Origin of the sequence: Pseudonocardia sp. NPDC049154 (assembly GCF_040648315.1) — a bacterium.
Taxonomy (GTDB): domain Bacteria; phylum Actinomycetota; class Actinomycetes; order Mycobacteriales; family Pseudonocardiaceae; genus Pseudonocardia.
In genome coordinates, this window is sequence record NZ_JBEZDN010000004.1 from 86,145 (window position 1) to 105,860 (window position 19,716).

Consider the following 19,716-nt stretch of genomic DNA (forward strand, 5'->3'; position numbering starts at 1 on the left):
GCGCCGCCCCGTCTGGGATCACCGCAGGTCAGGGACGCACGAGCAGCCAGTCCGCGGTGTGCCGGTACCAGGTCCAGCGGGGCGCCCGCCGCGGGTGCGGCACGCCCTCGATCTCGACGCGAGCACCCGTGGAGCCGATCTGCAGCGCCCGTCCGGTGGCCGCCCGCACCCCCGTGCCGGGCAGCGCGGACACCCCGCCGGGCCCGGGCACCGCGACGAGCCGGCGCACCCGCCCGCGCAGCACCAGGGTGTTGTCGCAGTAGGCCTCGCCCTCGACGTCCCGGAGTACCCCGCGGCCGACGAGCACGCCGCCGGCGTCGTCCCGGATCAGGGGCGTGGGGCGGGCGGGGCCGTCCAGGGCCAGGGCCGCCGCATCGCGTGGCAGCTCCCACGCCATCGCGACGGCCGAGCGCCGCACGGCGGGCACGAACGCCACCTCGACGTGGAGCAGGTCCCGTCGCAGCAGCCTGACCAGCACGGACGCGAGGTCGGCGTCGTCGCCGTGGACGATCACCCGGCGCGGTTCGCGCTCCTTCAGCACCGGATCCACGTCGTCCTTGCCGGGCCGCGCCGGCAGCGCGACGGCGGGGACGTGGGCGAGCACGCCGGGCACCCGTCCGAGCCGCGCCGCGGGGCGGCTACCGTGGAACGGGAAACGGCGCACCGGCCTGTCGCCACAGGTCAGCAGCACCAGTTCCTGATCGATCGAAGCCACCTGATCGGTTACCCTCCCGCCGCAAGCCAGGACTGGAGTTTCACATGCCGGCGATCGTGCTGATCGGTGCCCAGTGGGGCGACGAGGGCAAGGGCAAGGCCACGGACCTGCTCGGCGGGTCCGTGCAGTGGGTGGTGCGCTACCAGGGCGGCAACAACGCCGGCCACACCGTCGTGCTGCCCGACGGGCAGGACTTCGCGCTGCACCTGATCCCCTCGGGCATCCTCACCCCGGGCGCCAAGAACGTGATCGGCAACGGCGTGGTGGTCGACCCGGGCGTGCTGCTCGAGGAGCTGAAGGGCCTGGAGAACCGCGGGGTGGACACCACGGGCCTGATGATCAGCGCGGACGCGCACTTGATCATGCCGTACCACGTGGCCATCGACAAGGTGACCGAGCGCTTCCTGGGCAAGTCCAAGATCGGCACCACGGGCCGCGGCATCGGCCCCGCGTACCAGGACAAGGTGGCGCGCGTCGGCGTCCGGGTGGCGGACGTGCTGGACGAGAAGATCCTGCACCAGAAGGTCGAGGCGGCCCTCGACTTCAAGAACCAGGTGCTGGTCAAGGTCTACAACCGGCGGGCGATGGACCCGGCCGAGGTCGTCGACGGCGTGCTCGCGCAGGCCGAGGGCTTCAAGCACCGGATCGCGGACACCCGGCTCCTGCTGAACCAGGCCCTCGAGGCGGGCGAGACGATCCTGCTCGAGGGCTCGCAGGGCACGCTGCTCGACGTCGACCACGGCACCTACCCCTTCGTGACCAGCTCGAACCCCACCGCCGGCGGCGCCGCGGTCGGCTCGGGCATCGGCCCGAACAAGATCGACCGGGTCATCGGGATCCTCAAGGCGTACACCACGCGCGTCGGCTCCGGCCCCTTCCCGACCGAGCTGTTCGACGCCTCGGGCGAGTACCTGCGCAAGACCGGCGGCGAGGTCGGCGTGACCACCGGCCGCCCGCGGCGCTGCGGCTGGTTCGACGCCGTGATCGGCCGCTACGCCCAGCGCGTCAACGGCATCACGGACTTCTTCCTCACCAAGCTCGACGTGCTCTCCTCGCTCGAGAGGGTGCCGATCTGCGTGGCCTACGAGGTCGACGGCAAGCGCGTCGACGACATGCCGATGACCCAGACGGACATCCACCACGCCGTGCCGGTGTACGAGGAGCTGCCGGGCTGGTTCGAGGACATCTCGGGCGTGCGGGAGTTCGACGACCTGCCGGCCGCCGCGCGCGACTACGTGCACCGCATCGAGGAGCTCACCGGCGCGCCGGTCTCGGCCATCGGCGTCGGGCCCGGCCGGGACCAGACGATCACGCGCGAGGTCTGATCCGCGCCAGGACCACCGAGCCGCGGGCGACCAGCCGGTCGCCCGCGGTGACCCGGCACGTGGCGAACACGGTCCGCCCGCCGACCCGGTCCACCGTCGTGACCAGCTGGATCCACTCGCCCACGTCGACCGGCGCGAGGTAGTCCATCGTCATCGTGACGGTGCTGACCCCGGAGCCGTCGCCCATCGCGGCGCGGGCGCCGCGGGAGGTGGCAACGTCGACCGCGGTCGCCAGAAACCCGCCGTGGGCCCGGCCGCGGACGTTCGCGTGCTCCGGCCCGACCCGCATGCCGAACGTGTGCTCCGGCGCGTCGGGCGCGTGGTAGAGCCCGCCGACGTGCTCGACGAAGGCCGACGTCGGCAGCGGCACGAACCCCTCCGGTACCCCGTTCGTGCCGGTCATGCCGCGCAGGAGCCGGTGTCGACGGAGCGGGTGAGCCCCGGCGCGTTCCCGAGCGCCCGCGTCACCTGCTGCGCCGTGAGCACGAAGCCGGTCTCCGAGTCGTCGAGCGCGGCGCCGAACACCACGCCCAGGACCTGCCCGTCCGGCGCGATCATCGGGCCGCCGGAGTTCCCGGACTGGACCTTGGCGCGCACGGTGTACACGTCCCGCGTCACGGTGTTGGCGTCGTAGATGTCCGGGCCGCGCAGCTGGATGCGGTCGCGGACCTTGCCGGCCGAGATCGTGTACGGGCCGTCGAGCGGGTAGCCGAGGATGATCGCGTCGTCCCCCGGGGTGGCCGGCGCCTGCGCGAAGCTCAGCGGGTCGGCCTCCAGGTCCGGCACGGCCAGCACCGCGACGTCGATCTCCGGGTCGTAGCTGACCACCCGGGCGTCGAGCTGGCGGATGCGGTTCGACGACGTCGGGACCTCGACCGTGGTGTCCGTGGTCCCGGCGACGACGTGGGCGTTCGTCATGACCCGCTGCGGCGCCACCACGAAGCCGGTGCCCTCCAGCTGGCGCTGGCAGGACGGCGCCCGGCCGTGCACCTTGAGCACGCTGCCGCGCACCTCGGAGACGATCGGCAGGTTGAGCAGCGCCGGGTCCGGCGGGCCGACCTGCTGGATCGGGGTGGCCTGGAACGGGCTCAGCACGTCCGGGAAGCCGGAGCGGTCCAGGAGCGTGCGCAGCTCGGCGGGCAGCGAGCGGGCCTGGTCCGGCATCACCGAGTCGACGCCCTTGAGCACCTCGGACTGGCGGACGCTGGCGGCCAGGCCGGGGAAGCTCGCCGATGCCAGCGGCAGCGCCACCAGCCAGGCGGCGATCACCACCGTGACGGCCTGGACGATCGCGCCCAGCGTGGAGTCGACGGCGAGGAAGCGCTCGCCGCGGATCCGGTCGCGGATCTTGCGGCCCAGGTAGACGCCGAGGGTCTCGCCGAGCGCGACCAGCAGCACGACCACCACGATGCTCACGATGATCCGCGTGGTCTGCGCCTGGATGTCCGCGACCAGCAGTGGGGCCACGCGGACGCCGATGATCGCGCCGCCGAGCACGCCGACGAAGGACAGCAGCGCGACCGCCATCCCGTGCCGCCACCCGGACACCGCCGCGATCAGGGCCAGGACGACGACCGCGACGTCCACCCAGCTCATCGAGTCCCCTCGAGGATCCGCCTCACGTGCCCGCAGCCTCCTGCCCGCCGTGTCGGCGTCCGTTCCGGTCGCCACCGCGTGCCGAGCGAGCTGCCGACCACGCCGCGCCCAGGTCCACGACCCGGGACTCGTCCCAGGGATGCGCCCATCCCGCGCGATCCAACAGGCCGGACAATAGGCCCCCGGTGAAACCCCACACGAGCACCCCCGCCACCAGGAAGGCCGGGCCGCGGTGCCCGCTGGGGTGGTGCACGGTGATGCGGTTGGCCGGGTCGACGAGGTCGGCCACCGGCACCCGCACGACGGCGGCGGTCTCGGCCGGGTCCACGGCGTGCACCGCGCTCGGCTCGGCCCAGTACCCCAGCACCGGGGTCACCACGAAGCCCGACGGCGGAATGAACAGCTCGGGCAGCAGCGCCAGCGGGACGACGCCCGCGGGGTCCAGCCCGGTCTCCTCCTCGGCCTCGCGCAGCGCGGCGCCGAGCGGACCGGCGTCGCCGGGGTCGATCCGGCCGCCGGGGAACGCCACCTGGCCGGCGTGGTTGCGCAGCGTGGAGGCGCGCTCGACGAGCAGCACGTCCGGCCCCTGCAGGCTCTCGCCGAAGAGCATCAGCACGGCCGCCCTCGGGCCGCCCGCGGGCGGCGGGACGCGGTGGGGGGCGAGGTCGTAGGCCTCGACGCTGTCGAGCGAGCCCAGCAGCGGCTCCAGGAAGGCGGGCGCCGCCTCCGGGTGCACGTCGGTCATGGGGACAGCTTGCCCACCGCGGCCGCCACCTCGTCGGCCGACCCGAAGGGGACGGGCGGGTCGACACGTGCCACCGAGCCGTCCGCCCGCACGACGTAGCTGGCCGGGATGGCCGGCGGCACGGCCAGGGCGGCCCGCATCGCGCCGTCGGGATCGGTGACCGACGGGAGCCGGACGCCGATCTCGGCCAGCAGCGCGAGCGCGGCCCCGTCCGTGTCCTGGATGTCGACGAGCAGCACGGGCACCGCGCCGGGGCGGGCGGCGTACCCGGCGAGCGCGGGCAGCTCCTCGCGGCACGGGGCGCACCACGAGGCCCACACGTTGACCAGCGCCGGACGGCCGGCGAGCGCGCCCCCGACGTCGACCGGCGTGCCGTCGGCCAGGCAGGGGGCGACGATCCCGGCGAGCGGGCCCGCCCCGCCCGTGCCCGAGGGGCAGGGCGGCAGGTCCGCCCGCGCACGCAGGTCGGCGAGCCGGGCGGGATCGGGCGCGGCCGTGGTGGTCGCGGCGGCACCGGACGTGCCGCCGGACGGGGCCGGATCGCGCGGCCACAGCGCGACGACCCCGATCACCACCAGCACCACCACGACCAGGGTGCTGACCAGCTCGGACCGGTGCCGCCGCAGGACGGCCCGGGGTCCGGTGCTCATCGGGGGCTCATTCCCCGCCCAGCCCCGCCAGCTGCAGCAGGTGCGGCGCCTCCGGCCCCTTGACCAGCTTCGCCGCCGCGACCGGGTCGGTGGGACCGAGGCCGAACGACGGGCAGTCCATCGCCAGCGTGCACGCGCCGCAGGCCGGCTTCTTGGCGTGGCAGACCCGGCGCCCGTGGAAGATCACGTAGTGCGACGCCATGGTCCAGTCCTTCTTCGGGACCAGGTCGCCGACCTCGTGCTCGACCTTGACCGGGTCCTCCTCGGCGGTCCAGCCCCAGCGGCGCACGAGCCGGCCGAAGTGGGTGTCCACGGTGATGCCGGGGACGCCGAACGCGTTGCCCAGGATGACGTTCGCGGTCTTCCGGCCGATTCCCGGCAGGGTGACGAGATCGTCCAGGTTCCCCGGGACCTCGCCGTCGAACCGCTCGACGAGGGCGGCGCCCAGGCCCATCAGCGCGTTCGCCTTGTTGCGGTAGAAGCCGGTCTGCCGGACGTACTCCTCCAGCTCGGTGCGGTCGGCGCCGGCGTAGTCCGCCGCGGTGCGGTAGCGCGCGAACAGCGCCGGGCTGATTTCGTTGACCTTCTTGTCGGTCGACTGCGCGGACAGGATCGTGGCGACGGCGAGCTCGAGCGGGTTCGTGAAGTCCAGCTCGCAGTGCGCGTCGGGATACGCGACGGCGAGCGCCCGCAGGATTCGGCCGACCCGCCGGGCGCGGCCGATCCCGCTCTCGCCGGCGGCGATCCGTGCGGACAGCTTCGCGACCTCACGGCTGGTGGGACGCCGGAGTGTGGTGGTCACACGGCGAGACTACGGCGACCCACCGACAACCTCGGGCGCGGTACGCAGGGTGACGCCACGTCGCTGCAGGTGACGGGTCTCGATCGCGCATCGATCCCGACACGCGGGGGACCCGGTCGGGCTGGGACGCCGGGGGTAGGCCATCATCGACCGTGACATGACTGCCTGGTTAGCCGTCCTCGTGCCGCTCCTGGTGATGTTCTTCGCGCTCGGTATGGAGCGTGTCGAGTCCAGGATGCGGGAGTCCACCGTGCGGCAGGACGAGCTCGACGAGCTGCTCGAGCGTCCCCGCCCCGACGAGGTGCGCGCGTTGTTCCGCCAGGGCACCGTCCGCGCACTGGAGCTCTTCCGCCTGCGCAACCGGGGCGGGAGGCGCGGGACACGCCGGAGTAAAGTCTCCTCGTAGCCCGTTCGGCCCGTGAGGGTCGGCCGGGAAGGGGGGCCGAACGGGTCGGTCCGCGGTGCCCGGGTACCCCAATCCGGGCATGGTGTTCACACGGCGTCTCGTCACACTGTGCGGAGCGACCCCCTAGACTGGCGCGCCGATGATCCGCCGCGTGGCTGCGGTGGATGTGGACGAGGAGCAGGTGTTGTGGACGATGTTCTGATCCGGGCTGGGATCTTCCAGGGTGTGGAGCCGCACGCCGCCGAGGTGCTGGCCCAGACCCTGGAGCCCGTGGAGTTCCCGCGTGGGCACGTCATCTTCAGTGAGGGCGAACCGGGCGACCGGCTCTACATCATCGCCAGCGGCAAGGTGAAGATCGGCCGGAAGTCCCCCGACGGCCGGGAGAACCTGCTGATGGTCGCCGGCCCGTCGGACATGTTCGGCGAGCTGTCGATCTTCGACCCGGGCCCCCGCACCTCGTCCGCCACCTCGGTGACCGAGGTCCGGGCCTACACGATGGACCGGGCCGCGCTGCGCGAGTGGATCGGCAAGCGCCCGGAGATCGCCGAGCAGCTGCTGCGCGTGCTGGCCCGCCGGCTGCGCCGCACCAACAACATGCTGGCGGACCTGATCTTCACGGACGTGCCCGGCCGCGTCGCCAAGTCGCTGCTGCAGCTGGCCCGCCAGTTCGGGTCGCAGGAGTCCGGCCTGCTCCGCGTCACGCACGACCTGACCCAGGAGGAGATCGCGCAGCTGGTCGGCGCCTCCCGCGAGACGGTCAACAAGGCGCTGGCGGACTTCGCGCACCGCGGCTGGCTGCGGCTCGAGGGCAAGAGCGTGCTGATCCTGGAGCCCGAGCGGCTCGCGCGCCGGGCCCGGTAGAAACCCTCCGCGCCACCCTCGTGGTGGCGTGCGGCAGATAACTGGTACGGCCGTACCAGACCGTGCGATCCTCGACGGCGTGTCCGTCTCGCTCGCCGACTACCGCGCCGCCGTCACCGCTCCCGGCGCGACCGTGCCCGTCCTCACCTCCGCGGTGGGGCGGTTCCCGGTCGCCATGTTCAGCTTCGCCACGCTGCTCTACGTGCAGCGCGAGTCGGGGTCGTTCGCGGTGGCCGGCGCCGTCTCGGCGGGCTCACTGGTCGGGGTCGCACTCGGTTCGGTGCTGCAGGGCCGGCTGATGGACCGGCGCGGGCCCTCGGGCGTGCTGCTGGCCGTCGCCACCCTGTTCGCGCTGGGCGCCGGCGGGCTCGTCGCGGCCGTCGAGACGCGGGTCGCGCTGCCCGTCGTCGTCGCGGTCGCCCTGTTCACCGGGCTGGTCATGCCGGCCATGCCCGGCGCCTCCCGGGCGCTGTGGGAGCGGCTGGTGCCGTCCGGGGCGCGGCGCGAGGCGGCGTACAGCTACGAGGCGATCAGCCTCGAGGTCTTCTTCATCCTCGGACCGGGTGTGGCCGCGCTGCTGGCCTCCACACCCTGGCCCGGGACCGGCACGGCGGTGGCCGTGGTCGCCACCGTCGTCGGGACGGTGGGGTTCGCGCTGAGCGGCCCCGTGCGGGGCAGCCGGCCGCTCCCATCGACCGGGGCGACGCTGTGGGGCGCGATCGCGAGCCCCGGCATGCGGACGATCGCGCTGGCCGGGCTGGGCTTCGGGCTCGTCGTCGGCGCCGTCGAGGTCGGGGTGCCCGCGGTCGCCACGGGACTCGGCGAGCCGTGGCTGGGCGGCGCGTTGCTGTCGGCCTGGTCGGTCACGTCCGTGCTGGTCGGGGTGCTCTACGGGATCCGGCCGTGGCCCCGCGCGCTGCACCTGCGGATGCCGGTGCTGGTCGCCGGGTTCGGCGTGCTCGTGCTGGCCATGTGGCTCGCGGGCGCGGCGGGTTCGCTCGTGCTTCTGGTGATCGCGATGCTGGCCGCCGGCGGGCTGATCACGCCGCAGACCACGGGGCACTCGCTCATCGTGGAGGTGGTGGCGCCGAGTGGCGCGGCCACCGAGGCGTTCGGCTGGGTGGTCACGGCGATCACCGTCGGCGCCGCCGTCGGTCAGTCCCTGGCCGGGGTGGTGGTCGAGGCGGCCGGGGCCTCCGGGGCCTTCCTGACCGGCGGTGTGGCCGGCCTGCTCGTCGGCGCGGTGCTCTGGGCCCGGCGCCGGACCATCGAGGGCACGCCCTCAGCCGCGTAGGTAGTCCAGCTGGGCCTTCACCGAGAGCTCCGCGGCGTCCCACAGCCGCTGGTCGACGTCGGCGTACACGACCTCGACCACCTGCCGGGGCGTCGCGTCCCCCGGCAGCGTGCGCAGGGCCTCGCGGACCTGGTCGAGCCGCTGGTGGCGGTGCTCGCGGTAGTACGTCGCGACGGTCGCGGCGTCGGGCAGCTCGGGGCCGTGGCCGGTCAGCACGGTGGTGCCGGGCGGCAGGTCCGCATACCAGTCGAGCGAGGAGAGGTACGGAGCGAGCGCACCGTCCGGGTGCGCGATCACGGTGGTGCCGTGGCCGAGGATCATGTCGCCGGCCAGCAGCGGCGGCGGCCCGTCGCCCGGGCCCTCCACCAGGAACGACGTCGAGTCCGACGTGTGCCCGGGCGTCGCGACCACCCGCAGCTCCAGGCCCGCCGCGGCCACCACGTCGCCGTCGGCCAGGGCCTCGGACCCCAGCACGAGGCTCGGGTCCAGGGCCTGCACCGGCGCCTTCGTGAGCTCGGCGAGCCGGCGGGCCGCGCCACAGTGGTCGTGGTGCCGGTGGGTCAGCAGGATCCGGGCCACGGGGCCTTGCGCCGTGAGCCGCTCGAGGTGTTCCTCGTCGTCGGCCTCCCCGGGGTCGACGACGATGCACTCCTCCACCCCGGGCGCCCGCAGCACCCAGGTGTTGGTGCCCTCCAGCGTCATCGGGCCGGGGTTGTTCTGCAGCAGCACCGAGACGAGCGGCGTGACCTCCCGCAGGACGCCGTAGGCGGGAGCGGTCACGCCGACCGCGCGGGCGCGAAGCGGTGCTCGGAGCCGTCGGGGAGGATGACGTAGCGGACGCCCGCGTCGTCCTTGCGGAACTTGGGGTGCACCGGGGTCATGTCCCGGCCCGCGCACCCGGCCAGCGCCTCGGCCGTCGTCGAGAAGGCGGACAGGTCCCGCAGCGAGAGCAGGGTCGGCGGCATCAACGTCATCTCGCCGGCGTCGAACGCCGCCAACGCCTCCTCGGGGTACCACCAGGTCGCTTCGACGGCCTCGGTCGTGTGCGCATCGGCCTCCTGACCGGCCGGCATGCCCGCGACGAAGAAGATCGTGTCGTAGCGCCGGCCCTCCTGCGGCGGCGTGACCCAGTGCGCCCAGGTCCGCAGCAGGTCCGAGCGCAGCACGTAGCCGGAGTCGACCAGCACCTGGGCCAACGAGAGCGTGTGCTCGGTGAGCTGCTTGCGCCACAGCGGAGCCTGGGCGGTGAGGGAGCCGGGCTCGCCGCCGGGCGGGCCCGCCAGCAGCACGCCGGTCTCCTCGAACACCTCGCGCACGGCCGCGGACACGGCCTGCCCCGCGACCTCCGGTGTCACGCCGATCAGCTCGGCCCACTCGGTGGGGTCGGGGCCGGCCCAGCGCTCGGCGTCCGGCACGTCGGAGGGGTCGACGCTGCCGCCCGGGAACACGGTCATGCCGCCCGCGAAGGCCATCTGCTTCACCCTGCGCTGTAGGAAGACCTGCAGGGGGGCGCGACCGGGCGGGGGTGCCGGGTCGTCGCGCAGCAGCAGCACCGTCGCGGCCGGCTTCGGCTGCGCGGCGCTCTCGGTCGTGTTGTCACCGGCGACGCTCACGATCGGACCTTAACCCGGCGCCCCCCGGGGGACGGTCGTGAAGATGGCCACGCCCCCCTGATCGCGGTACCGATCGACCGGGCTGCGTCATGGATCCATAGCGCGCTGGAGGTGGTGTTTCGCTCGCGTTGTGGATCCGTAGCGCGCTGGAGGTGGTGTTCTGCTCGCGTTGTGGATCCGTAGCGCGCTCGGAGCGGGGTGCGTGGCGGGGGTCCGCCGGGGCGAGCGGGCAGGATGGGGCCGTGGACCAGCTGCGCGTCGGACTCGTCGGGGGTGGGCCGTGGGCCCGCTCCGTGCACGCCCCCGCCCTCGCCGCCCATCCCGGGGTGGAGCTCGCGGGCGTCTGGACCCGGCGGCCCGAGCCGGCCCGGGAGATCACCGCGCTGCACGGCGGCACGCCGTTCGCCGAGGTCGAGGAGCTGTTCGAGGCCGTCGACGCCGTCGCCTTCGCCGTGCCGCCCGCGGTGCAGGGCGCGCTGGTGCCCTCGGCCGCGGCCCTGGGGAAGCACCTGATCCTGGACAAGCCGCTCGCCGACACACTGCCCGCCGCCGAGCGCGCCGCGGCCGCGATCGCCGAGGCCGGTGTCTGCTCGACGACCGTGTTCACCCTGCGCTTCCACCCGCCGGTCCGCGCCTGGCTCGCCGGGATCCCGGCCGGTCCCGCCGACGCCGACACCACCGCCACCGCCCGCTGGCTCTCCGGGGCGCTGCTCGGCGGGCCGTACTCGGCGTCGGCGTGGCGGGCCGAACGGGGCGCGCTGCTCGACATCGGCCCACACATGGTCGACCTGCTCGACGCCGCGCTCGGCGAGGTCGTCGACGTCGAGTTCGCCCACTCGAGCGCACCGGACCTCTGGCAGGTCGGCCTGCGGCACGTCGGCGGCGCCCGCAGCACCCTGATGCTCTCGCTCGCGCTGCCGATCGACCCCACCGAGATGGAGGTGACGGCCTTCGGGTCGGTCGGGCGGCACGTGCTCACCGACCGCCCCGCCGACGCCACCGCCTCCTACGCCGTCCTCCTCGACGAGCTGCTCGACGCGGTCGCCGGCGGCCTCGTCGACGGCCCGCACTCCGCCGCCCGCAGCCTCCACGTGCAGCGGGTGCTGGCGCGGGCGGAGGAGCTGGCGCGGGGGTAGGTGGGACGTGAGAGCTGCACACGAACCAGCTCTCAGCGCTGTCAGCGGGCTTCAGAACTCGCTCGGGAGGGTCGGGCCGCTACTGCTGAGGCAGCGCGGGCTGGCGGTACCCCCGTTCGAGCGGGACCTGAGGGCTGTTCTCGGGTTCGGAAACAGCCCTCACGTCCCGTTCGACGCGTGCGCCACTGTTGATCAGCCTGCGAGGTCCGGCGGGCCGTAGGGGCCGGAGCCGTTGCGACGCTCGGGCGCGGACTCCCGCACCGCCAGCTCCTGCTGGAGCAGCCGCAGCAGGTCCTGCTCGCGGCTGGAGAGCGAGGAGTACGACTCCGACGAGGGCTCTTGCTCCACAGCCTCGTCGGGCGCCGGGCCGGCGTCGGCGTGCGGCTCGTCGTCGGTCCGCGCCGGGCCCGGACCGGTGCCGAAGGGATCGTCCGGCCGGCTGGGCGGCACCTCGCCGGGACCGAAGAGCCCGCTGACGGGCTGCTCGGAGGTGCGCCGGATGCGCGGGATCGTCCGCGGCACCGGCCGGGGCGGCGGCAGCCCGTCCGATCGGTCCTGCGGGCCCTCGTCGGGCTGCGGCGCGGACTCCGCAGCAGCCGGGGGCGCCGCGGGCTCGGCGTCGGTCGCGAAACCCCACGGGTCGGGCTCCGCGTCGTCCGGACGATGCCGGGCGCGACGACGGCCACCAGGCACCGGACGGATCGTCGGGACCCCGTCCCTGGCCGCGCGGCGCCCGGTGGGGGCGTCGTCGCCCTCGGCGTCATCCGGGGTGTCGCCGGTCGCGGTGATGCCGGAGCCCGTGTCCCGGCTGTCCGACGCTCCGTCGCCCGGCAGCGAGCCGAGGCGGTCGCCGGGAGAGCCGGACCCGGCTGGTTCGAGGGGACCGTCCGACCGGGAGCCATGCGTCTCTGCGCGCGAGCCGGAAGCGTCGCCGCTCGGCGGGAAGCCCGGGGCGTCGCTGCTCAGGTCCGCGGAGGAGGCGCCTGAGTGCGCGTCGGAGGTCGCGTCGCCCAGGTGCCGATCCGCTGGGCCGGCGGTATCGCCCGAGCGCGACGCCACCGTGTCGCTCGAGTGCGAGGCGGTGGTGGCGTCGGTGTGCGAGCCGGCGACATCGCGGCCCGCGGAGGGTCTCTCGAGGGGCGAACCGGAGGTGCCCGTCGGACGCGCGGCGGTGGCTCCGCCCCGGCCCGGGCTCGGGTTCTCGCCGTCGAGGGGCGAACCGGCGATTCCGGTCGGGCGCGAGCCGAGGATGTCTCCGCCCCGGTCGGGCCCGCTCGCGCTGCCGAGGTGCGGGCTCGAGGGGTCGCTCGGGCTCGAGGCAGAGGTGTCCCCGCCCCGGTCCGGTCCGGTGGCCTCGCCGGCGAGGGGCGAGTCGAAGACGCCGGTCGGGCGCGAACCGGGGGTTTCCCCGGCCCGGTCCGGGCCGGGGAGCTCGCCCTTGAGGGGCGAGTCGGCGACGCCGGCCGGGCGTGAGCCGTAGGGGGCGCCGCCCTGGGTCGGGTCGGTTGCGCTGCCGAGGTGCAGGCTCGAGGCGGAGGTGTCCCCACCTCGGTTCCGGCCGGGGCCCTCTTCGGTGAAGGGCATGCCGAAGGCGCCGGTCGGGCGCGAGTCGGAGGGCTCGCCGCCCTGGGTCGGTCCGGTTGTGCTGCCGAGGTGCGGGCCGGAGGGGTCACGCGGGCTCGAGGCGGAGGTGACCCCGCCCTGATTGGATCCGGCGGCCTCAGCGGCGAGGGGCGAGCCGGAGACGCTGCTCGGGCGTGAGCTGAGAGTGTCCTCGCCCCGGTCCGGGTCGGGGGCCTCTCCGGCGAGGGGCGACCCGAACCTGCCGGTGGAGCGCGATCCGGAGGTGTCCCCGCCCCGGTTCGGGTCGGTTGCCTCGCCGGTGAGAGGCGAGCCGAAGAGGCCGGTGGAGCCCGACCTGGAGACGTCTCCGGCCCGGTTCGAGTCGGGGGCCTCGCGAGCGAGCGGCGAGCCGAGGTCGCCGGTCGCGCGGGAGCCGGAGGTGTCCTCGTCCGGGTGCGCGCCGGGCGCGTCAGCCTCGGGGAGCGGGCGGGAAAGGCCGTCGCTGGCGGACGGGTCGGAAGCCGCCGCGCGCGGGGACGGGTCGGGGGCGCCCGCGTCCGCGGAGCGCAGCGCCTCGTCGACGCGATCCGACGAGTCGCCGGTCTTGGACGGGGTGCTCGAACGGTCGGCGGCCTCGCGGCCGGCAGGCGGCCGATCGGTCGCGCCGCGGTCGTCCCGGCCGAAGACCCTGCTCGCCCCGCCGAGCGGGTCGAGCGGGTCGATCCGGAGGGGGCTGTCGGGGAGCGAGTCGTCGCCCAAGTCCGGAGAGTCCGCCGCGCTGGCCGTGCGATCGGCACGTCGACGTCCCCCGGAGCCCGTCGGCGCGCCGAACGGGGTGCCCGCGCGGGCGGACGCATCGGCGCGGCGCCGGCCTCCACCGTTCGCAGAGCCGCCGGAGGGCGAGTCGGCATCACGCGCATCGTGCCGGGTTCCGTCGGGGCTCGCGGTCGCCTCGCTCGTGCGGTGCTCGCCCTGCGAGCAGACGGCCCCGGGTGCGCCGTTTCCGCTGCTCAGCGGCTTGGGCAGGGTCGAGTGCACACCGAACCCGGGTGTGTCGACCGTCCGGTCGAGCTCGTCGGAGCTGCTCGCCGGGCGGTCGGCCGCAGAGGCGACAGCGTTCGCGTCGTCGAGCGAAACGGGCAGGTCCGACGGGTCCTGTGCCGGACCCGTCGGGTCGGTGGTGTCCGTCTCCGCGGACCCGTGCGAGGCCGCCCCGAGCGGTGCGGTGCGGCCCGCATCGTGGCCCGCGACGGCCCGGCCGGCGGCCGGATGGTCGGAGGCGGGGCGACGCTCGGTGGTCGGCATGGCCCAGGCACCGGAGGTCCAGTCGCGCGTCCACTCCGCCGCCGGCTCCCGCCGGGGCTCCTCGGCGCGGCGGCGCCGCCCGGTCGTCGGAGCGGGGGCCGGGGTTTCCGACGGCCCGGCGGCGTCGGACTCCGCCTCGGCGGTGTCCTCGTCGACGGGCGAGCCCTGCGGCGGGGTGAGGCCGACGATCGGCACGGGGCCGGTCTCGGCGCGGTCGAGCTGGGCGTCGAGCAACGGCTCGCGCAGCGGACCGCTCAGCGGGTCCCGCATCGACGCGAGGACGGGCGGGTCCGCCTCCTCGGTCTCCTCCCCGCGGGACGCCGGCCAGGGCTCGACCGGGGTCGGGAGCGACTCCTCGTCGGCGCGCACGACCGGCGTCGGACGCGTGACGGGCGCCTGGCGCGGCCCGCTCGGCGGCTCGTGCCCCGGCGCGGGCGGCACCACGCTGAGCGTGGGGCCGGACCGGCGGGACCCGGGCGCCCGGGTGCGCTCGAAGGGGGTGGTCCGCGGCTCGTCCTGCGGACCGGCCCGCTCGACGGCGCCGGGTCGGAGGCCGTGAGGCCGGGGCCCGGGGCTCGGCACCGGACGCGGCCCGGGGCGCTCCGCCGGGGCGTCGGGGAGGCGCGCCGGCTCGTCGGCGACCGCGCCCTCGGCGGCTTCCGGGCGTGGGCGCAGCGGCTGGAACGCGGCCGGCGGCTGCGCGGTCGTCATCGGCTGACCGAGGACGGGGCGCGGCACGGGCGGGAGGGTGCCCGGACCCGCGGACACGGGCCGGGGCGACGGCGACGGCCGAGGGCCGTGCTCCGCCGGACCGTGCGTCGGCCGAGCCTCGTCGGGACGGCCCGCCGGCTCTTCCCCGTTCGGGGCGACCTCCGGGGCCTCGTCGGCTGTTGTGAAGCTCGCGGCCGCAGAGCCGCCTGCCGCACCGAGCGCCGTGGCCGTGCCGAGCTCCGCCGCGGAACCTGAGCCGGTCGCGGGGCCGCCGGCCGCAGAGCCGTCGAAGCGGGATCCACCCGAAGCGCCCGCAGGAGCCGATTTCGCGGGCACAGCGAGGTCACCCGTTGCCCGCCGACCACCGATCCCGACGCCGGCACCGTGCTGGACGCCCGCCTCGTCGACGGCACCCGCACTGCGGTGAGCGCCGTCCTCGGCCCCGGCAGCCGCACCGCCCTGGGCAGCCGCACCGCTTTGGGCGGCCGCACCGCCGTGAGCAGGTGCTCCGCCGTGAGCAGGCGCTCCGCTATGGGCGGCTGCTCCGCCGTGAGCAGCCACACCGCCGCCCCGAGCAGCGGACTCACCGCACGGCCCCGAGCCGCCGTGAACAGCCGGCCCGCTCCCGCTGCGACCGGCCCCGTGAGCTGCCGCCCCCTGACCCGGCACCCCGTGAGCCGCCCCATGACCGGCCCCGAACGGAGCCGCAGCACCGCCGAAGGGAACCGGCCCACCGACCCGCCCCCCACCGATCTCCCGCGCCCGCTCCAGCGCCGCACGCTGGTACGCCGGGAGCGCGTCGGCGGGCGTGTACGCCTCCACCGACGCCGGCAGGCCGGACCGCGTCAGGTGCGCCCCGAGCCGGTACGACACGACCTCGGGCGCGATCCCCGGCCCGGACAGCTCCACCAGCACCACCGGGTGCGGCACCGGCCCCGGCGCGGCACCCGCGGGCGTCAACCGCCACGTCACCCGCACCGTCGAGCCGGGGGGCGGGGAGGTGATCAGCTCCGCGAGCCGCTCGTCCGCGCCGGCCGGCCCGGCGCCGAAGACGTGCCGGGTGCCGTCGAGCGAGCCGACGCCGGGGGCGAGGAGGCCGTCGACGTCGAACTCGACCGCGCGTCGGCGCGACAGCTCCACGACCTCGGACCGCAGCGGGGCGGGGAGCGCGGTGCGGTCGGCGACCAGGGTCGCGACGAGGATCTCCAGCGCCTGCGGCTCCTCGCCGATCGCGACGAGCTCGCGGGCGGTGGCCAGCAGGTCGTCGTCGACGCGGCCGGCCAGGGCCAGCAGCAGGTGGTGCGTGCTCGGGGCAGGTGGGGCCGTCATCGGGCCCTCCTTCTTTCGGTCAGCTCGCGCCGGAGGTCGCCGGCGTCGCGGACTCGGTCTCGGCGCCGGGCCGCACCCACACGGGGCGGGACCCGACGATGGCGGCCTGGTGGTAGACGGGCGGCTCCAGCCCGTCGGGGAGCACCTCGACGCACGGCGTCCGGTCGCCGTGCACCCGCAGCAGCCGTTGCAGGGTGCCGGTCAGCTCCCAGGCGCGCTCGGCGCCCAGGACGAGGAGCACCCGTTGTTCGCCGTGCCGGCCGCGCCGCGCGTGCCGCAGCTCCTGCGTGCCCCGGTGCCCGGCGACGACGGCCAGCGCGCCCAGCACGGCGAGATCGGGCAGTTCCGGGCCCGCCGCGAACGCCGGATGGGGAGCGTCCGGCGTGTGCAGCGGGAGGACGGCGTCGACCAGGCGGTTCTCGCCCGCCGTGGCGGCGAGCAGGGTGCGTTCGGCGTCGGTGATCCCGACGCGGTTGCGCAGCAGGGCGCGCGGCAGCAGCGCACCGACCGGCGCCGCGGCACCGGCGGCGAGCCAGTCCCGCAGCCGCCAGAGGACGTCGTCGGGCAGCCGTCCGGCGAGCCGGACGAGCAGCTCGTGGGCCGCTGCCGCCTCCACTACGCGACCTCGACGATCAGCTCGACCTCCACCGGGGCGCCGATCGGCAGCTCGGCGACGCCGACGGCGGACCGGGCGTGCGCACCCGAGTCGCCGAACACCGCGGCGAGCAGGTCCGACGCGCCGTTGACCACGCCCGGCTGCCCGCCGAACCCGGGGGCGGACGCCACGAACCCGACGACCTTGACCACGCCCTTGACGTTGTCCAGCCCGACGAGCGCGTCGACGGCGGCGAGCGCGTTCAGCGCGCAGATCCGGGCGAGGTCCTTCGCCTCCTCGGCGGTGACCTCGGCGCCGACCTTGCCGGTCTGCGGGAGCTTGCCGTCGACGAAGGGCACCTGGCCGGCGGTGAAGACGAGCGAGCCCGAGGCCTTGGCCGGGATGTACGAGCCGGCGGGCGCGGCCACGGTCGGCAGCTCGAGACCCAGCTCGGCCAGCCGCTGTGTGGGAGTGGTCACGACTGCTGCACCGGGCGCTTGAAGAACGCGATCAGGTTCTCCGGCGTGGCACCGGGGACGACCGAGACCAGCTCCCAGCCGTCCCGGCCGAAGTTGTCGAGGATCGCCTTGGTGTTGTGGATCAGCAGCGGGGCGTTCAGGTATTCCCACCTGGTGACGGCCGGGGAGGTCATGGGCCGGGACTGTAGCCCGGCGCCGTCACCCGGTAGCGGGTCGGACGGCCCGGTCTGCGACGAGCGGGCGTCCCCGGACGGATCGGCGGGAAGCGGGCACGGAGACCGGTCCGGTCGAACGGGCCGCTCGCCGCACCGCTCCGTACGCTGGTGGCGTGACGTCATCCGCCGGGGCCGCCGATCCGTGGGCGGCCCGACTGCACGTGGTCTCGGGCAAGGGCGGGACGGGGAAGACGACGGTCGCGGCGGCGCTCGCCCTGGCGCTCGCCTCGCGCGGCCGCCGGACCCTGCTCGTGGAGGTCGAGGGCCGGCAGGGCATCGCCCAGGTCTTCGACACCGCCCCGCTGCCCTACGAGGAGCGCCGGATCGCCGTTGCGCCGGGCGGCGGCGAGGTCCGCGCGCTCGCCGTCGACGCCGAGGCCGCGCTGCTCGAGTACTTCGAGATGTTCTACAAGCTGGGCGTGGCCGGCCGGACCCTGCGCCGGATGGGCGCGGTCGAGTTCGCCACCACCCTCGCGCCGGGCCTGCGGGACGTGCTGCTCACCGGCAAGGTCAAGGAGACGGTCTCGCGACGGGAGAACGGGAAGCCGGTCTACGACGCCGTCGTGCTCGACGCCCCGCCCACCGGCCGCCTGGTGACGTTCCTCGACGTCACCCGCGCGATGGCCGAGCTCGCCCGCACCGGTCCCATCCACAGCCAGGCCGAGGGCGTGGTCGAGCTGCTGCACTCGGACCGCACGATGGTCCACCTGGTCACGCTGTTGGAGGACCTGCCGGTGACCGAGACGCTCGACGCCGTGCGTGAGCTGCGGGCCGCGGACCTGCGGGTCGGCTCGATCGTCGTCAACCGGGTGCGGGAGCAGTGGCTGCCGGACCGCTCGGTGGCCTCGGCCGCGCACGGCCGGGTCGACGCCGGGCGCGTCCGCACCGGGCTCGCCACCGCCGGCCTCGATCTCCCGCCGGAGGTGATCGACGGGCTGGTGGCCGAGACCGTCGAGCACGCCGTCCGGGTCGCCGCGGAGGCGGCCGCCGAGGACCGGCTGACCAGGGAGAGCGGGGACATCGCGCGCCTGGAGCTGCCGCAGCTGCTCGGCGGGGTCGATCTCGGCGCGCTCTACGAGCTGGCCGAGCACCTGTGCGAGCAGGGGGTGCGCCGATGAGCCCGGCCGCCCCGCCCGTGCTCGACGCCGACGCCCTGATCGACGACCCGGACACCCGGATCCTCGTCTGCTGCGGCTCCGGCGGCGTCGGCAAGACGACCACGGCCGCCGCCCTCGCCCTGCGCGCGGCCGAGCGCGGCCGCACCGTCGTGGTGCTCACGATCGACCCGGCGAAACGGCTGGCCCAGGCCCTCGGGCTGGACGAGCTGAGCAACGAGCCGGGCACCGTCCCGGGCCTCGACGGCTCCGCGAAGGGCGGCTCGCTGCAGGCGATGATGCTCGACATGCGCCGCACCTTCGACGAGATGGTGTACGCGCACTCGACCGCGGACCGGGCCGAGAAGATCATCGCGAATCCCTTCTACCAGACGATCGCCAGCTCGTTCTCCGGCACGCAGGAGTACATGGCGATGGAGAAGCTGGGGCAGCTCTGCGCCCGCGGCGAGTGGGACCTGATCGTGGTCGACACCCCGCCCTCGCGGTCGGCGCTGGACTTCCTCGACGCCCCGCAGCGCATGTCGACCTTCCTCGACGGCCGCATGATCCGGCTGCTCAGCTCGCCGGCGCGGGCCGGCGGCCGGGGCCTGCGGAAGATCGTCGGGGCGGGGTTCGGGCTGTTCGCGAAGGCCGTCTCGACGATCCTGGGCGGCCAGCTGCTGGCCGACGCCTCGGCGTTCGTGCAGGCCTTCGACACCATGTTCGGCGGGTTCCGCGAGCGAGCGACGAAGACCTACGAGCTGCTGCGCTCGCCCGGCACGTCGTTCGTGGTCGTCGCCGCCCCCGAGCCCGACGCCCTGCGGGAGGCCGCCTACTTCGTCGACCGGCTGGCGGGCGAGGAGATGCCGCTGGCCGGGCTCCTCCTCAACCGGACCCACCCGGTACTGGCGCCGTTGTCGGCCGCCCGGGCACGCACCGCCGCGGAGAACGCCGGCTCGTCCCGACTGGCCGGCGCGGTGCTGCGGCTGCATGCGGACCGGGTGGACCTCGCCGAGCGCGAGGAGCGCCTGCTCGCCCGCTTCTCCGGTGCCCACCCGACCGTCCCGGTCGTGCGGGTGCCCGCGGTCGCCGGCGACATCAGCGACCTCGAGGGCCTGCGCGAGGTCGGCGAGCGACTGGCCGCGGAGGACGAGCTCCCGCCCACCTCCGCCGGCACGGTGCACCAGCTCAGGTGACCCCGTGAGTGGGGGTATAGGGCCCGTGGGCTAAGAACAACAACAAGCGGGGGGCACCCGCCGACCGGCCGAGGGCGGGGGGGAGG

Annotated in this window: 19 protein-coding genes; 7 read left to right on the forward strand and 12 right to left on the reverse strand. The window is 75.3% G+C overall.

The window, feature by feature from the left end:
- Window positions 1-28: 28 nt before the first annotated feature.
- The gene (locus tag AB0B41_RS04045; protein WP_358198703.1) at window positions 29-715 is read right to left on the reverse strand and encodes a hypothetical protein; all 687 of its coding nucleotides are present in this window, start codon (window positions 713-715) and stop codon (window positions 29-31) included.
- A gap of 44 nt (window positions 716-759) precedes the next feature.
- Here AB0B41_RS04045 and AB0B41_RS04050 point away from each other — a divergent pair, with 44 nt between their 5' ends.
- Complete coding sequence (locus AB0B41_RS04050; protein WP_358198705.1) at window positions 760-2,040, forward strand: adenylosuccinate synthase; 1,281 nt, start codon at window positions 760-762, stop codon at window positions 2,038-2,040.
- Here the strand turns inward: AB0B41_RS04050 and AB0B41_RS04055 are convergent.
- From AB0B41_RS04055 to nth, 5 genes are read right to left on the reverse strand one after another with little or no spacing between them, the layout of a single operon-like run.
- Window positions 2,024-2,443, reverse strand: a complete 420-nt coding sequence (locus tag AB0B41_RS04055) for a PaaI family thioesterase (protein ID WP_358198708.1) — start codon at window positions 2,441-2,443, stop codon at window positions 2,024-2,026. The two genes, AB0B41_RS04050 and AB0B41_RS04055, sit on opposite strands and share 17 nt — an antisense overlap.
- Entirely contained in the window at window positions 2,440-3,636 is a 1,197-nt protein-coding gene (locus AB0B41_RS04060; RefSeq protein WP_358198710.1) for a MarP family serine protease, read from the reverse strand. Before AB0B41_RS04060 ends, AB0B41_RS04055 begins: the two co-directional genes overlap by 4 nt.
- 22 nt (window positions 3,637-3,658) lie before the next feature.
- Entirely contained in the window at window positions 3,659-4,381 is a 723-nt protein-coding gene (locus AB0B41_RS04065) for a CoA pyrophosphatase (RefSeq protein ID WP_358198712.1), read from the reverse strand.
- Entirely contained in the window at window positions 4,378-5,031 is a 654-nt protein-coding gene (locus AB0B41_RS04070) for a TlpA disulfide reductase family protein (RefSeq protein ID WP_358198714.1), read from the reverse strand. The genes AB0B41_RS04065 and AB0B41_RS04070 overlap by 4 nt, the downstream gene beginning before the upstream one ends.
- 7 nt (window positions 5,032-5,038) lie before the next feature.
- Window positions 5,039-5,788, reverse strand: a complete 750-nt coding sequence (gene nth / locus AB0B41_RS04075; RefSeq protein WP_358198878.1) for an endonuclease III — start codon at window positions 5,786-5,788, stop codon at window positions 5,039-5,041.
- A gap of 202 nt (window positions 5,789-5,990) precedes the next feature.
- Here nth and AB0B41_RS04080 point away from each other — a divergent pair, with 202 nt between their 5' ends.
- The 3 genes from AB0B41_RS04080 (at window position 5,991) to AB0B41_RS04090 (ending at window position 8,394) form a co-directional block, all read left to right on the forward strand.
- Window positions 5,991-6,239: a hypothetical protein gene (locus tag AB0B41_RS04080; RefSeq protein WP_037041896.1), complete on the forward strand. Its 249-nt coding sequence runs from the start codon at window positions 5,991-5,993 to the stop codon at window positions 6,237-6,239.
- 186 nt (window positions 6,240-6,425) lie between these two features.
- A complete protein-coding gene (locus tag AB0B41_RS04085) occupies window positions 6,426-7,100 on the forward strand; it encodes a Crp/Fnr family transcriptional regulator (protein WP_232873804.1) in 675 nt (224 codons plus the stop codon).
- A 79-nt stretch (window positions 7,101-7,179) separates the two neighbouring features.
- On the forward strand, window positions 7,180-8,394 hold the full coding sequence (locus AB0B41_RS04090; protein ID WP_358198716.1) for an MFS transporter: 1,215 nt from the start codon (window positions 7,180-7,182) through the stop codon (window positions 8,392-8,394).
- On the opposite strand, the gene AB0B41_RS04095 is transcribed toward AB0B41_RS04090, so the two are convergent.
- Both AB0B41_RS04095 and AB0B41_RS04100 read right to left on the reverse strand, forming a co-directional pair.
- Window positions 8,383-9,174: an MBL fold metallo-hydrolase gene (locus AB0B41_RS04095; protein WP_358198719.1), complete on the reverse strand. Its 792-nt coding sequence runs from the start codon at window positions 9,172-9,174 to the stop codon at window positions 8,383-8,385. The genes AB0B41_RS04090 and AB0B41_RS04095 overlap by 12 nt on opposite strands.
- On the reverse strand, window positions 9,171-10,007 hold the full coding sequence (locus AB0B41_RS04100) for an NUDIX hydrolase (RefSeq protein WP_358198721.1): 837 nt from the start codon (window positions 10,005-10,007) through the stop codon (window positions 9,171-9,173). The genes AB0B41_RS04095 and AB0B41_RS04100 overlap by 4 nt, the downstream gene beginning before the upstream one ends.
- Before the next feature lie 242 nt (window positions 10,008-10,249).
- On the opposite strand from AB0B41_RS04100, the gene AB0B41_RS04105 reads away from it, so the two are divergent.
- Window positions 10,250-11,143: a Gfo/Idh/MocA family oxidoreductase gene (locus AB0B41_RS04105; RefSeq protein WP_358198722.1), complete on the forward strand. Its 894-nt coding sequence runs from the start codon at window positions 10,250-10,252 to the stop codon at window positions 11,141-11,143.
- Window positions 11,144-11,335: 192 nt separating this feature from the next.
- Here AB0B41_RS04105 and AB0B41_RS04110 read toward each other — a convergent pair whose 3' ends face one another.
- Genes AB0B41_RS04110 through AB0B41_RS04125 form a run of 4 tightly spaced genes read right to left on the reverse strand, consistent with a single transcriptional unit; the run spans window position 11,336 to window position 17,298 of the window.
- Window positions 11,336-16,051 (reverse strand): hypothetical protein, encoded by a 4,716-nt coding sequence (locus AB0B41_RS04110; protein WP_358198724.1) that lies wholly within the window; start codon window positions 16,049-16,051, stop codon window positions 11,336-11,338.
- Window positions 16,052-16,070: 19 nt separating this feature from the next.
- On the reverse strand, window positions 16,071-16,667 hold the full coding sequence (locus tag AB0B41_RS04115) for a hypothetical protein (RefSeq protein WP_358198726.1): 597 nt from the start codon (window positions 16,665-16,667) through the stop codon (window positions 16,071-16,073).
- Window positions 16,667-17,125 carry a RidA family protein gene (locus tag AB0B41_RS04120; protein WP_358198728.1) on the reverse strand — a complete coding sequence of 153 codons (459 nt, stop codon included), beginning with the start codon at window positions 17,123-17,125 and terminating at the stop codon, window positions 16,667-16,669. Before AB0B41_RS04120 ends, AB0B41_RS04115 begins: the two co-directional genes overlap by 1 nt.
- Entirely contained in the window at window positions 17,122-17,298 is a 177-nt protein-coding gene (locus AB0B41_RS04125; protein ID WP_197040498.1) for a DUF4177 domain-containing protein, read from the reverse strand. The genes AB0B41_RS04120 and AB0B41_RS04125 overlap by 4 nt, the downstream gene beginning before the upstream one ends.
- 155 nt (window positions 17,299-17,453) lie before the next feature.
- Between AB0B41_RS04125 and AB0B41_RS04130 the strand changes: the two genes are divergently transcribed.
- Window positions 17,454-18,458: an ArsA-related P-loop ATPase gene (locus AB0B41_RS04130; protein ID WP_358198730.1), complete on the forward strand. Its 1,005-nt coding sequence runs from the start codon at window positions 17,454-17,456 to the stop codon at window positions 18,456-18,458.
- On the forward strand, window positions 18,455-19,630 hold the full coding sequence (locus AB0B41_RS04135; RefSeq protein ID WP_358198732.1) for an ArsA family ATPase: 1,176 nt from the start codon (window positions 18,455-18,457) through the stop codon (window positions 19,628-19,630). The genes AB0B41_RS04130 and AB0B41_RS04135 overlap by 4 nt, the downstream gene beginning before the upstream one ends.
- Window positions 19,631-19,716: the final 86 nt, after the last annotated feature.